Here is a 12,615-nt window from a genome sequence, read left to right on the forward strand (position 1 = left end):
GGCCAATAGTTAATCTAGATACCAATCAATTGAAAGAGTTATCCCTTTGTTGAAAGAGTGTTGGAAGCTCCATTCTAGATGTGACTTTATTTTAGTTGCATCAATAGCATAACGTTTGTCATGGCCAGCTCGATCTTTTACAAAAGTTACGAGCTCTTCGTATTTCATACCACTTTCTCGTGGTTTTAACTGATCAAGCCTAGCACATATCTCACCTACAACCTCAAGGTTAGTTTTCTCGGCGTCGCCTCCAATATTGTAAGTCTCTCCAGATCTTCCTTTGTGAAAAACTAGATCAATTGCTGAACAGTGATCATCAACATAGAGCCAGTCCCTGACATTCTTTCCATCTCCGTAGATTGGAATTGGTTCTTCAGCTAAGGCCTTTCTTATAATTGTAGGAATGAGTTTTTCACCGTGTTGTCTTGGGCCATAGTTGTTAGAGCAATTAGTGGTGACAACATTCATACCATAGGTATGAAAATAGCTTCTAACAATCATATCTGATGAAGCTTTAGAAGCTGAGTATGGAGAGTTCGGGGCGTAAGGGGTCTCTTCTGTAAAGTAGCCCGTTTCTCCTAGAGTTCCATAGACTTCGTCTGTAGAAATATGATGAAAGCGAGACTGCTCATGGCCAGGCTTAATTTCAAAGGGTGCGCTCATCCAATACTTTCTCGCCACATCTAAAAGTGTAAAAGTACCATTTATATTTGTTCTAATGAAAGCATCGGGACCTGTAATTGAGTTGTCCACATGAGACTCTGCTGCAAAGTGGATAACTCCGTTTATATGATACTTATTAAAAATATCTTCAATAAGTGGACGATCACAAATATCACCTTTTATAAAAGTGTAATTAGGATTACTTTCAACTTCTTTTAAATTATTTAAGTCAGCGGCGTAGGTTAATAGATCGAGGTTAATAACTTTGTAATCACTATATTTATTCAAGAAATTGATAATGAAATTTGAGCCAATAAATCCAGCTCCACCTGTTATTAAAATAGATTTTTCAGTCATTTTTTAATTCCTTAATACAGCTTGCTAGAGCTTCTTTCCAATTTCTAATTCTAATGCCTTTTGACTCTATCTTACTTACATTTAAAAGTGAATATGCTGGTCTTTTGGCCGGTGTTGGATAGCCTGAGGTTGGAGTTGGAAGTATTTTCGTTTTAGCATCAATGGATTCCATTATGGCCTTTGAGAACTCAAACCAGCTACACTTTCCACTATTTGAAAAATGGTAAACTTCATTCTTACACTGATCAAAGTCTTGAATACATTCTATTATCGCTGATGCTAAGTCTGGAGCGTAAGTGGGAGAGCCTATTTGATCTGAGACAACAGTGAGTTGATCTCTATCAGATAAATTGATCATAGTTTTTAGAAAATTAGACCCAAACTCTGAAAAGACCCATGAAGTTCGAATGATTATATACTTACAGCCAGAGGATAAAATACCTCTTTCTCCCTCTAATTTAGAAGCTCCGTAGGTATTAATAGGGTTTGGTTCTTGGTCTTCTTTAATTGGAGTATTGCTAATTCCATCAAAAATATAGTCAGTAGAAATATGGATAAGATTGATGTCATTTTCTTTACATAGTTGGGCAATTTTCTTAGGCGCATGAGCATTAATTAAAAATGCTCTGTCTTTTTCTTTTTCAGCGTTATCAACGGCAGTGTAGGCGGCGCAATTAATAATAAAGTCATTCTTATGGCAAGACTTAAAAAAATCTTGAAGACTGCTTTCATCTGTAATATCTAAATCACTTGAAGTTAGAAACCTTGTCTCTATATTTCTAGGAATAACTTTTTTAATTGATTGACCGAGTTGTCCATTGGCCCCAAAGATATAAATCATAATCTCTCTTTAAGGCCATTAAAACTTGGCAGAATTTGATCTTTTTCTGATAAGGAAATATCAGATTCTGGAATCAACCAATCGATAGCAATACTTGGATCATTAAAAATAAAACCAGCTTCACTTTCTTTATTATAGTAGTTATCAACTTTATATTGAAAGATTGCCTCTTTAGATAGAACTACAAAGCCGTGGGCAAATCCTCTTGGAATAAAAATTTGCTTGTGATTTTCTTCGGAGAGCTTCACTGATAGATACTTTCCAAAAGTGGCAGAATCTGGTCTTAAGTCAACTGCTACGTCTAAAACCTCTCCCTTAGTGACACGGACAAGCTTTGCCTGAGCGTGATCTCCCCGTTGGAGGTGCATACCTCTTAAAGTTCCATAGGTAGAGAAAGATTGATTATCTTGTACAAATTTAGTGGTAATTCCATTTTCTAGAAAAGATTTTTCATTATAGCTTTCAAAGAAATGACCTCTCTCATCTTCAAAAACTCTTGGAGTGAAAATCACAAGATCCTTTATAAAAGTAGTCTCGATCATTTGCTCTCCTTTAAAACTCTTAGTAAGTGTTGACCATAATCACTCTTTGATAATTGCTGGGCCATACTTTCAACAGCTTCGGCAGTTATCCAACCCTTTTTAAAAGCAATTTCTTCAAGACAGGCAATTTTTAGTCCCTGCCTCTTCTCAATTGTTTGAATGAAGTTAGAGGCTTCAAGCAGTGAAGAGTGTGTTCCAGTATCGAGCCATGCGATCCCTCTTCCTAGAAGCTCCATCTCTAAATCACCTCTTTCAAGATAGGCTTGATTAACAGAAGTTATTTCAAGCTCTCCTCTTTTTGACGGCTTAACATTTTTTGCAATTTCAATAACATCGTTGTCATAGAAGTAGAGTCCAGTGACAGCGTAATTTGATTTAGGCTCTAATGGCTTTTCCTCAATGGAAATAACTTTCCTTTCTTTATTAAACTCAGCAACGCCATATCTCTCTGGATCATTTACATAGTAACCAAATATTTTAGCTCCCTTAGTTAACGTAGAAGCATTTTCAAGTTTTGTCGTTAATCCATGGCCATAGTAAATATTGTCACCAAGGATTAAGCAAACTTCATCATTTCCAATAAAGTCTTCTCCAATGATAAAAGCCTGTGCTAATCCATCAGGGGAGGATTGCTCGGCGTAGGATAAATTAAGTCCTATATTAGATCCATCTCCTAAGAGATTTTTAAAGTTTGGAAGATCTCTCGGTGTCGAGATGATTAAAATATCTTGAATTCCAGAAAGCATTAAAACTGAAAGTGGATAGTAGATCATCGGTTTGTCATATACGGGAATTATCTGCTTTGAAATAGATAGTGTTGCTGGATGGAGACGAGTGCCAGAGCCTCCTGCTAGAATGATTCCTTTCACTTAATCTCCTTTTGTGAGCAATCTTTCTCTGAGATTCTAAAGAGTAGCTCCATTTCTGGTGACCATTCTTTTGCTAGAGGAGATTCCATTTTTACTGATTTTGGTTGTTTGAAAATGATCTGTTCGCCAAAACTTGGTCTTACTATGATCATGTCTTTCTTTCTCTTATTCTTTGGAACAGTCTCTCTCGAGTCATGCCAAGTAATACTTTTTACATTTAAAGAATTTAAGAATTTAGTGCTATAGTTTTTTTTATTTCCAACAATGTGCAATTCTTCTTTTTCAGGAAGATCAAAATTATCTCCAAGTCTTTCTATTCTGTCTCTCATGAATTCTGGATGCTTGCAGAAAATTGTTAGCATCTTTGTTTTTGCAAAAGCCTTCTTTTCTCTATTCCAGTACTTGTTAAATTTTTCAGCAGGACGAATTCTTCTCATGATTTCTTCTTGCTTGAGTTTATGTTGCTCCGCTGGGCGAACGTGACCGTAGTGGAATAAATTTACATCACTATCAATTTGTTTTGTAAATTTATCAAAGCCTTGAGCGTCTCCGTAGCAGACAATAGGTGACTTAAGTTTAAAGAGTCTAATTTCAGCCGGCTGCCATCTCTTATTTGCAGCAATATGGTAGTGATCTTTCCAAAAGTGCAAAAACCTTAACCTGATAGCATCGGCACCTTCAGCGATGGCCTTCTTGAGATCTTCTTGGAGTTGTTGATACTCAGCTGGGTGAATAATTTCATCACAGTGAAGAAATAGTGCCCAAGCATCATCTTCTTCTCCGTGAACTTCTCTCAACCTATCAAGAGCGACATTGGCCTGTTGGGAAAAGATCTTCCCCCCGTCTCCCATGTACTTATCTTCCCAAGTCGTATCAATGACCTCTACATTTGGAAGAGTTCTTACATTTTTGCCAGTATTATCATCAGAGTCCCCAAGAGCAAGGTATATCTTCTCTGTGAGGTTTCCCATAGATTCAAGCATTTCCATATAGGGGTAATCTAATCGATCGACCCCGCGCATAAATGTAAAACCATATATTTTAGTCATAAACACCTTATTTCTATTTTTATTTATACTATCTCATTCAAAATAAGTTGTTAATTTATTAATGAGGATAGAGGGCCTCATTGCCAATAGCTTTAAAAATACTAATAGACGTTAGTATGAGAAAAGTTATGGCAGAAATAATATGAAATCTTGTCTCTTTCGCACTTAGTTTTTCTTTGAAGTTATTTAGTATGAACATGATACAAACTGAAGAGACAAGAAAGTAGGATGGATAAATATATCTACTTGCTGTTCTACTAGAAATTGAAAAAGTAAGAACGTAAATTAATGCAGCAGAAAGAAGCGAGTAGTAAAAGTTTCTTTCTCGTTTTGTGATACTAAGAGAGAACTTATTCTTTACCATTATAATAATGGCCACTAGTGACCATGGAAGAGAGTAGCTTAACAGTCTAGAAAAGTAGTATCCAAATGCTTTTATATTTCCAAGTAGCGGGATGGAACTACTTTCTTCGCTAAATGATCTACCGAGAAGTTGAACTTTTATATATTGCTCAAAGAAACTTACATGAGTTAATTTTTTAAAGACAAGTTCATAGACTAGGGCGGTTAGTAAAACTGAAGAGCTTATGAGTACTAGTGTGCTACATTGTGAAATCTTAATCGGTCTATTTGTAAGAAAGTAAATTGCAAAGATAACAGGAATGATCGGAAGAAAAGCGATTCCTTTTATAAGAAAACAAAATTGAATGCTAAAGAGAATAAGTAAGAGGTATTTCTTATTTTCGTTGAGCTTTACTACTCCGTATATTGCCATTAAAACCAGGAGTAGAAGGGCCGGTTCGTGATTTGCTCTCATTTGATAATTTAAGGAGACTGGAGTTATCTGGACGAGAATGGTCATCAGTGCCGAAATATTTCGAGGAAAGTATTTACAGGCAATAAGAAAAATAAAAAATAGTGATAGAGCTTTATAGAATGAATTTACAAAGTAGATCGAATGTTTTTCAGAGTATCCCAGTTTTGCGAGTAGTACGGGAAGGATGAACTGTCCTGTTAGATGATCTCTTACATAAGGGGTTTCTGTTTCAGCGTACCAAGAGTAGTCCCTCCATTCTAGGGCAAGGAATTGACTAAGTGGTTTTGAGTTGAGTTGTGCAGTAAATCTACTATAAAGTCTAGAGTCATTTTCTCTGGCAACATAATTTGCTTTTACAATGAAAATAGAAATGAGCAGTAGTGATAGTGTCCACGCAATAAGTGGTTTGTTATTTCTTAGATTTATTTTACTAAAATTCATTTTCTAATACTCTAGTAATGTTTCTGGACTTTGATTCAATTGCCAAGTCGGGTTTGACTCATGTAGGTTTTCGCCACTCAAAATTCTTTCATAGAGCTTTAAGTACTCATCAGTTAATTTTTGAATGGAGAAATTTTCTTCAACATACTTTCTAATGGCATCTCTATCAAAGTTATTCGTTTTAGTTCCAACCGCTTCTAGTAGTTCTTTCTTATTGTGACAAATTGTTCCACTCACTTGCGTAATGATCTCTGGGAGAGATCCATACGGACTCCCAAAGACTGGCATTCCCATGGCCATGGCCTCGATGATAGCGATACCAAATGGCTCATGCCATCTAACGGGAAAAAGAAAAGCGTCACACTTTCTCATGATTTCAAGTTTTTCAACTCCTCCGACCATGCCGTGGGAGTGAATATATCTAGAAGGGAGGAGAGATCTACCTCCGGCGATATGAAGGTGCTTCTTTGATTTCTTGCACACACTTATGCAGTGTTTGAGATTTTTTACACTCCACGACCCTTTGGCAAGAAAGAGAAAGTTTTCAAATCCTTTTTCTTTTGCTTCGTAAGGATATTCTGTGAAGTCTAGAGCATTGTGGATAAATACACTTGATCCATGATTTTCTGCATGCTTCTTAGAGACAAAGACAGAGTTCTTCGAGAACTTCTCTCCAATTTGACCATTGCATTGCATATTTATAATTGTAGGAATTTTTGATTTTGGTTCGTAGTTATAAGTTAGGTGAATGAGGTCGTAGTCACTTTCTTTTAGTGAGTCGAGCATCTCTTTTGGATCTCCCTCGCAGGTGATGAGTTTGATTCCATATTCTTCAACTTGTGATTCAGGATGCCCGATGAGCGTAACTTCATGACCACGCTTGGCCAGCTCTTTCATATGCCAAAAGAGAATTCTCTCAATACCACCATACTTCTTAACAGGAAGAATTCCCTTATGTTCAAAAACTATCTTCATCTTTTCCCGCAAGGTACCACGTACCTAATGTTATGAGTTGTGCGTTAATTTATTCTCTTACCATCCTGCAGATCTTTAAGTTTAGAGTACTTAAGAAGTGCGGAGAGAGAATTGATACAGCAAATGACAAAACCGTACTTTCCGTCGAGAAAACCTCGCTTTAAAAAGTAATCTTTAAAAAACTTCAAAAGAGGACGAGTCATAATCTTAAAATTATTAGACCTCTTTCCATTCTTATAAGCTGCCATGGCCGCAATTGTTGTAAATTTATTTGTCTGATTCACATGATCTGTAATTGAATCGTAGCTATAGTGAAGAAGGTTGCCTTGGAGCTTTTTGATATTTGCACCTTCGTTCATCGAAATAATATCGTGAGGATTTGTCCCGCTCCACTGTCCCTTGGTTCTATCTAGAAGTCTTAGCTTACTATCAGGATACCAACCACATCTGTAAATCCATTGATCGACATAGTGGGTAAGTCTATTGAAGTAATAACCATCGGCTTCAAAATTATTCTTAATCGCCGTTATTTGCTCTCTAAGTTCGTCGTCCAGCGCTTCATCTGCATCAAGAGAGAGAATATGATCGTAGGTCGCACTCTTTAAGGCAAAATTCTTTTGTTCAATATGACCAAGAAACTTATTTTGAATCCACTTTACGTTAAACTCTTTGCAGATCTCTTCCGTCTTATCCGTTGAAAACGAATCCACGACAATAATCTCATCGACGACACCGCCGAGGGATTCAAGGCACCTTCTGATATTATGCTCTTCGTTTAATGTGATGATAACTGCTGATAACTTAACCATATGTAATTACTATATCAAAAGAGGAGTCATTGTTCTTTATAAATATTTGATCAATTGGCATGTAAAAATTGAAAAGCCAATGCCCAAGCTCATGAATTTTTAAATAGTTGGCTTGAGTCGTGATGGTTCTTAATTGTACTCGTGGTGTTTATTGAGTTTCTTATATGTTTGCAGTTATGCAAACTCGTGTTAGTATGTTAAGGATTACATTTTGAAAGAAATAAATACGATTATAAGAGAGTTGGAGAAAAGGGTAATAATTGACGGTAATAGAATTACAAGGATTGCTTTTGATCTTAAGCATATTAACTTCGGGTGGGATAAAAATAGAAGAGATTACAAGACTAAGCAGAGAAGTTTTTTAACGGATATAGACGTTTTATATTTTATAATTCATTTAAATAACTATGAGATTGATAAGGAAGGGCTTAATAGAATTTTACTTCCTAGTGGTGTTTTAAGATACATCTTTAAGGTATGGGATGAGGAAGTTAGTTATCGAATGGTAATTGATATACGAAAAGTGAGCAATGAACTGGCAACAATCGTAACAATATATAGAAAGTGAATCATAGAGAGTCAAAAATGAAAGATAAAAAGAAAGAATTATTAAATGATATTGAATTCGAGGCCGTGAATTCTTTTGATGAGGAGGAGTGTGAGAGAGAAGTCTTTGAAGGAAAGCTTATACCTTCTGAGGTTCATATTTCAGATGATCTTTCAGTTAACTATAAAGTTGCATTATGTAAAACGGTAATTTCATTTAAGAATAGGCACTCTCTAAGTCAGAAAAATTTATGCGATATTCTGAGTAGTGATAAGTCTACAATTAGTCTCGTTTGTTCCTACCAAATAAGAGGGAGACTATCTGAAACTAGGCTCTTTAAGCTCGTGCAAAAAGTTGTTGCTTATGAAAATAGCTATACGGCCTTCGATGAATTGAATGAAAACTTAAAGGAAGCAACACCTCTACATAAAGTTGGATAGCTCTATATGATGTAACTGAAGACTTCAAAAGCATTAAACATTAAATTCGAGATATCTTGTTAACTTATTTTCTATAGTAATTGTAAAAATCTGACTTCCTTGACTGAAAAGTATAATGTTTTTAGCCGGTTGCTGGTCTATAATGTGTTGAAAATATGAAGATGTTTTACTTAGGTATTTACTAGTTTTGAGATATGTGAGACAATGAGATGAAGAGGGTTTGGATAGTATATTGTGAAGAAAAGAATAGATTATTAAAATCTAAGAAAGAGAGAAGAGCTAGCTTTAAGAATGTGATTGAACAAGTTGAGGCCGGTGATTTTCTCGTTGTTGCTAATACAAGCAAGAATCATCCGAATCAAGAATGTTTCTTAGTGTTAATTGAAGATTATCCATTCATAGCTCCATTTTGCCAAAGGGCTGACGTCATTCAATTGATTACATTATTTCCTGATAGGAGATTCAAATGAACAAGAAAAAGATAAATAGTTTAAGAGAACATGCAGAGGGAAATAGTTATAAAGTCTTAGAGGATAGAACTATAGATCTTAGAGATGCTCTTGCTGACGATACTGTCACTATCAGGCTTCCTAGAGAGCTTAAGCAACTCTTAAAAGATAGGGCCGCAAATCTTCGTATGCCTTATCAGCGGTATATAAAGTCTGTTTTGATTGACGCCCTTAAGAAGAGCTCATGAACTCTGTCAATCACTTAAATGTTTGAATTTATATTGAAATATTGGCTCATACTAACTTAAAGTGTCACTAGGTGACACTTTAAATTGACTTTAACACTGTGTCTGATATTCTAGTATCTATATATAGTGTCACTTATTGACACTTTGTTATGGAGCTGGAATGAGTGTTCTTAGTGAAGTTTATAAAAAATTAGAAACAAATATTCTTCCATTGAGTGTTATTAACTCAGCACTAAGTCATAAAACCACTGATGCTAGGAAATCATTATTAAAACGAGCATGCCAAAAAGGTGATCTTATTCGAGTTCGAAAAGGACTATACTTGCTTGGAGAAGAAAAGGAGCTTTATTGCTCATCTGTGATTGCGAATTATCTAGTTGATCCGTCCTATGTGAGTCTGGAGTCTGCCCTCTCTTTTTATGGATTAATTCCGGAAGCAGTTTATACAACAACGTCAGTTACAACGAAATCTTCCTCTTCTATTAAGACTCCTGTTGGGCAGTATTCATTTTCACACTTAAAAACTAGTTACTTTAACTTTGGCTTCTACCGAGTTAGAGATGGTGAGTATAAGTATCTTGTAGCAACGCCTTTAAAGGCATTGATGGATTATATTGTCCTAATGAAGAAAAAATACTCTAGTGTTGAAGGTCTTGTTGAAGACCTGCGTTTTGATTTTGATGAGTTTTTAACTTATAAGAAATTTGTCAATAAAGAAAAAGTAAACGAAATGTTGAAAGTATATAGGAGTTATCGACTCCAGGTCATTCTTAAAGATATTAGGAGTAGACTATGAATGAAATAGTTACTGAAAGATTGAGTGAGTATAATATTAGATCTGCAGAAGAAGAGCAGAATGCGATTAAAGAAATTACTCAAGAGATTATACTTTTTGCACTTTCAAAAACGAGCTTTTTTGATAGGGTCCATTTCTGTGGGGGAACTGCACTTCGAATTATTCATGGGTTAAATCGCTTTTCAGAGGATCTTGATTTTACTATGAGTTCCAATGACTCTGGTTTTCAATTTAATGACTATATGGATGAGGTTCTACTTACTTTGAAGCAGTATGGGCTTGATATGATGGTTAAAAAGGCCAATGATGATAACTTTGTTAAGTCTAGAGAACTCAAGGAAGACTCTGATAAGTGGATGATATCTTTTCCGGAAAATAAGAGACTTAAGAAGATTATTATTAAGCTTGGGATAGACACAAATCCTCCGGCCGGATCAGAGGAGGTTAAGTCTTATCTTGATTTCCCAATCTTACATCAAATCAATACAGGCTCTATGGAAACATTATTTTCAGGGAAAATTCATGCACTCCTTTGCCGAAGATATGTAAAGGGAAGGGATTGGTATGACTTGCTTTGGTATATTAAAAAGAAGGTCGATATTAATTATGAGCTGTTGAAGAATGCTCTTTTCCAGTCAGGTCCTTATCAAGAGAGCAGTTTGGTGAAAGTTGATAGGAATTTTGTTGTAAGAGAGTTAGGTCAAAAAATTAAAACATTAGATTGGAAAGAAGTTAGAAGTGACGTTGAAAGATTCTTGAAGCCTGAAGAGCTTGATTCTCTCAACCTTTGGAGTGAGGACTTATTTTTGAGCAAAATTCAAAAAATTATTTAAAGCATTAACACAAGTAGGCTAATTGATTATACTTAAGAATATGACATATCGAACAATTCTCGTTGTGAAGAATAGGGCCATGGGGGATTCCATTATGGGTCTTTCAGCACTTCAATATATTAGAGAACTTTATCCAGAGGCAAAGATTATCTACGCGATTCCTTCGTGGATAACTCCGTTATATAAGAATGTCGATATTGAATGCGATCAAGTTATAAGCTGTGATTTAAAAAATGCTAAAGACTGGGTCGCTCTCTTTAAGAAAATGAGAGCTTTAAAACCCGATGTTATTTTTGAAATGCATCTGGCCGGAAGAACATTCAAATTTTTTAATACTTATTCAAAACTATTTAGAACTCCATACTTCTTTCACGACCATCACTCCAAAAAGTACCACGTACCTAATGGTATATTAGACCAAGGAGTCATTAAGCCAGTGATTCAAAGAGATTTGGACGGAGTTTATTCCTGCTTGAGTAAGAAAGAAGAAATTCCAAATTTCTTAAATTACACTCCAATCATAAGTGCCGAGAAGGCTAAGAAGAAAAGGCTGGTTCTCGGAGTAGTGGCAACAAGAGCAACAAAGATGTGGCCCTTGGATTACTATGTTGAACTTGCAAAAATTTGTTCAAAGAGTTTCCCAAACTTAAGTATAAAAATTCCTCTTTCAAAATCAGAGGGTGATCTTGAAATTAAAGAGAGACTCGAAGAATTAAATATTAATGACTACGCAGAAATTGTACATATCCCGCTCTCACAATTACCAAGGTTTATTGGAAACTCAAAACTCTATGTTGGAAATGATACTGGGCTTAAACATTTGGCAATTGCAACAGGCGTAAAATCTTATACTCTCTTTGGGCCAGAGCCTCCAAATGAGTGGCATCCATACGATGAAAAAGCGCACCCTTATTTTTATAAAGACCCACTTGAGTGCAGGACTCGTACGGCGCACTACTGCGGGCTTTCAAATTGCTCGAGTATGATTTGCCTAAATGAGTTTATGCCAAGAGATGTATTTGCAAGAATTGAAAAGGATTTAAATGACTAAGCTCATATCAGGAATAACCTTTATTAAGAACGGCTTAACACTAGGTTATCCAATTAAGGAATCCATCGAAAGTATTGACCCTATCTGCGACGAAGTCATTATAAATGTTGGTTTCAATAATAAAGAATTAACTGATGATGACGGAACTTGGGATTACCTTACAGGGCATTTTAAGGGTGAGAAATATATCTTCTTAAAAAGCTATTGGGATCCGGCCATGACTTCAAAAGGCCTTATTCTTTCTGAGCAAACGAATATCGCTCTCGCCAAAGCAACGGGGAAGTATTGTCAGTATATCCAAGGCGATGAGTGTCTTCATGAAAAAGATCTGGCGCTCATAAAAGACGAAGTGGATAAAATGGAGAAAGATCTTAGTTATGATGGACTCGTTTTTAATTATATTCACTTCTATGGAAATGTTAATGTTCAAAAAGTAACGAAGAAAACTTACCGACGCGAACTTCGCTTAATTCGAAACGGTAAAGGAATTAAGTCTTGGTTAGATGCACAGGGCTTTAGAAATGCAGATAATTCTAAAGTTATTTGCAAGCAAGTAGATGCCTCTGTTTATCACTACGGTTGGGCGAGAGCAGAGCAGGTCATGCAGGCCAAAACAGTTGCTTTTGATAAGCTTTATCATGGTGATAAGAAGAAAGATCAATCTTTCAACTATGAAAGAGTTTGGGGGCTTCGGCCTTTTACAAAGTCTCATCCAGAAGTGATGCAAGAGTGGATTGAAAAGAATAAGAACGATCTTGATATTCTGTCTCTTCCGTATAAATTCCACATCAAAGATTTAAGGCTTATGCTCAGTGATCAATTTGAATACTTAACAGGCATTAGACTTGGCGAGTTCAAAAACTTTAAACTCAAATAACTAAAAGGTAC

16 protein-coding genes are annotated in these 12,615 nt (G+C 35.8%); 8 read left to right on the forward strand and 8 right to left on the reverse strand.

The features are described from left to right. Positions 1-9 precede the first annotated feature (9 nt). Genes rfbB through CES88_RS10380 form a run of 8 tightly spaced genes read right to left on the reverse strand, consistent with a single transcriptional unit; the run spans position 10 to position 7,363 of the window. Positions 10-1,020 (reverse strand): dTDP-glucose 4,6-dehydratase, encoded by a 1,011-nt coding sequence (rfbB, locus tag CES88_RS10345; RefSeq protein ID WP_290734044.1) that lies wholly within the window; start codon positions 1,018-1,020, stop codon positions 10-12. Continuing rightward, positions 1,013-1,861: a dTDP-4-dehydrorhamnose reductase gene (gene rfbD, locus CES88_RS10350; protein WP_290734046.1), complete on the reverse strand. Its 849-nt coding sequence runs from the start codon at positions 1,859-1,861 to the stop codon at positions 1,013-1,015. Before rfbD ends, rfbB begins: the two co-directional genes overlap by 8 nt. Next, positions 1,858-2,403, reverse strand: a complete 546-nt coding sequence (rfbC, locus tag CES88_RS10355) for a dTDP-4-dehydrorhamnose 3,5-epimerase (RefSeq protein WP_290734048.1) — start codon at positions 2,401-2,403, stop codon at positions 1,858-1,860. Before rfbC ends, rfbD begins: the two co-directional genes overlap by 4 nt. After that, positions 2,400-3,272 (reverse strand): glucose-1-phosphate thymidylyltransferase RfbA, encoded by an 873-nt coding sequence (gene rfbA, locus CES88_RS10360; RefSeq protein ID WP_290734050.1) that lies wholly within the window; start codon positions 3,270-3,272, stop codon positions 2,400-2,402. The genes rfbC and rfbA overlap by 4 nt, the downstream gene beginning before the upstream one ends. Continuing rightward, positions 3,269-4,321 (reverse strand): hypothetical protein, encoded by a 1,053-nt coding sequence (locus tag CES88_RS10365; protein ID WP_290734053.1) that lies wholly within the window; start codon positions 4,319-4,321, stop codon positions 3,269-3,271. Before CES88_RS10365 ends, rfbA begins: the two co-directional genes overlap by 4 nt. A 58-nt stretch (positions 4,322-4,379) precedes the next feature. Further along, positions 4,380-5,579, reverse strand: a complete 1,200-nt coding sequence (locus CES88_RS10370; protein ID WP_290734055.1) for a glycosyltransferase family 39 protein — start codon at positions 5,577-5,579, stop codon at positions 4,380-4,382. Positions 5,580-5,582: 3 nt separating this feature from the next. After that, complete coding sequence (locus CES88_RS10375; RefSeq protein WP_290734057.1) at positions 5,583-6,554, reverse strand: glycosyltransferase; 972 nt, start codon at positions 6,552-6,554, stop codon at positions 5,583-5,585. A 44-nt stretch (positions 6,555-6,598) separates the two neighbouring features. After that, positions 6,599-7,363, reverse strand: a complete 765-nt coding sequence (locus CES88_RS10380; RefSeq protein ID WP_290734059.1) for a glycosyltransferase family 2 protein — start codon at positions 7,361-7,363, stop codon at positions 6,599-6,601. A gap of 211 nt (positions 7,364-7,574) precedes the next feature. On the opposite strand from CES88_RS10380, the gene CES88_RS10385 reads away from it, so the two are divergent. The 8 genes from CES88_RS10385 to CES88_RS10420 all read left to right on the forward strand — a co-directional run bounded on the left by CES88_RS10385 (position 7,575) and on the right by CES88_RS10420 (position 12,604). Further along, the gene (locus CES88_RS10385; protein WP_290734061.1) at positions 7,575-7,931 is read left to right on the forward strand and encodes a hypothetical protein; all 357 of its coding nucleotides are present in this window, start codon (positions 7,575-7,577) and stop codon (positions 7,929-7,931) included. Positions 7,932-7,948: 17 nt separating this feature from the next. Next, complete coding sequence (locus tag CES88_RS10390; RefSeq protein ID WP_290734063.1) at positions 7,949-8,350, forward strand: hypothetical protein; 402 nt, start codon at positions 7,949-7,951, stop codon at positions 8,348-8,350. A 209-nt stretch (positions 8,351-8,559) separates the two neighbouring features. Then, on the forward strand, positions 8,560-8,820 hold the full coding sequence (locus CES88_RS10395; protein WP_290734065.1) for a hypothetical protein: 261 nt from the start codon (positions 8,560-8,562) through the stop codon (positions 8,818-8,820). Further along, positions 8,817-9,047, forward strand: a complete 231-nt coding sequence (locus CES88_RS10400) for a hypothetical protein (RefSeq protein ID WP_290734067.1) — start codon at positions 8,817-8,819, stop codon at positions 9,045-9,047. Before CES88_RS10395 ends, CES88_RS10400 begins: the two co-directional genes overlap by 4 nt. Before the next feature lie 160 nt (positions 9,048-9,207). Then, on the forward strand, positions 9,208-9,843 hold the full coding sequence (locus tag CES88_RS10405; RefSeq protein ID WP_290734069.1) for a hypothetical protein: 636 nt from the start codon (positions 9,208-9,210) through the stop codon (positions 9,841-9,843). After that, positions 9,840-10,676: a nucleotidyl transferase AbiEii/AbiGii toxin family protein gene (locus CES88_RS10410; RefSeq protein WP_290734071.1), complete on the forward strand. Its 837-nt coding sequence runs from the start codon at positions 9,840-9,842 to the stop codon at positions 10,674-10,676. Before CES88_RS10405 ends, CES88_RS10410 begins: the two co-directional genes overlap by 4 nt. Positions 10,677-10,716: 40 nt before the next feature. Then, complete coding sequence (locus CES88_RS10415; RefSeq protein WP_290734073.1) at positions 10,717-11,727, forward strand: glycosyltransferase family 9 protein; 1,011 nt, start codon at positions 10,717-10,719, stop codon at positions 11,725-11,727. Continuing rightward, positions 11,720-12,604, forward strand: a complete 885-nt coding sequence (locus CES88_RS10420; RefSeq protein WP_290734075.1) for a hypothetical protein — start codon at positions 11,720-11,722, stop codon at positions 12,602-12,604. The genes CES88_RS10415 and CES88_RS10420 overlap by 8 nt, the downstream gene beginning before the upstream one ends. Positions 12,605-12,615: the final 11 nt, after the last annotated feature.

It is taken from the genome of Halobacteriovorax sp. JY17, from assembly GCF_002753895.1.
In the GTDB taxonomy this organism is placed as follows: Bacteria; Bdellovibrionota; Bacteriovoracia; order Bacteriovoracales; family Bacteriovoracaceae; genus Halobacteriovorax.

Excerpts from the sequence above, each read along its gene's own strand:
- rfbB (WP_290734044.1), bottom strand. The coding sequence starts at position 1,020 with ATGACTGAAAAATCTATTTTAATAACAGGTGGAGCTGGATTTATTGGC.
- rfbD (WP_290734046.1), bottom strand. The coding sequence starts at position 1,861 with ATGATTTATATCTTTGGGGCCAATGGACAACTCGGTCAATCAATTAAA.
- rfbC (WP_290734048.1), bottom strand. The coding sequence starts at position 2,403 with ATGATCGAGACTACTTTTATAAAGGATCTTGTGATTTTCACTCCAAGA.
- CES88_RS10365 (WP_290734053.1), bottom strand. The coding sequence starts at position 4,321 with ATGACTAAAATATATGGTTTTACATTTATGCGCGGGGTCGATCGATTA.
- CES88_RS10370 (WP_290734055.1), bottom strand. The coding sequence starts at position 5,579 with ATGAATTTTAGTAAAATAAATCTAAGAAATAACAAACCACTTATTGCG.
- CES88_RS10375 (WP_290734057.1), bottom strand. The coding sequence starts at position 6,554 with ATGAAGATAGTTTTTGAACATAAGGGAATTCTTCCTGTTAAGAAGTAT.
- CES88_RS10380 (WP_290734059.1), bottom strand. The coding sequence starts at position 7,363 with ATGGTTAAGTTATCAGCAGTTATCATCACATTAAACGAAGAGCATAAT.
- CES88_RS10390 (WP_290734063.1), top strand. The coding sequence starts at position 7,949 with ATGAAAGATAAAAAGAAAGAATTATTAAATGATATTGAATTCGAGGCC.
- CES88_RS10395 (WP_290734065.1), top strand. The coding sequence starts at position 8,560 with ATGAAGAGGGTTTGGATAGTATATTGTGAAGAAAAGAATAGATTATTA.
- CES88_RS10400 (WP_290734067.1), top strand. The coding sequence starts at position 8,817 with ATGAACAAGAAAAAGATAAATAGTTTAAGAGAACATGCAGAGGGAAAT.
- CES88_RS10405 (WP_290734069.1), top strand. The coding sequence starts at position 9,208 with ATGAGTGTTCTTAGTGAAGTTTATAAAAAATTAGAAACAAATATTCTT.
- CES88_RS10410 (WP_290734071.1), top strand. The coding sequence starts at position 9,840 with ATGAATGAAATAGTTACTGAAAGATTGAGTGAGTATAATATTAGATCT.
- CES88_RS10415 (WP_290734073.1), top strand. The coding sequence starts at position 10,717 with ATGACATATCGAACAATTCTCGTTGTGAAGAATAGGGCCATGGGGGAT.
- CES88_RS10420 (WP_290734075.1), top strand. The coding sequence starts at position 11,720 with ATGACTAAGCTCATATCAGGAATAACCTTTATTAAGAACGGCTTAACA.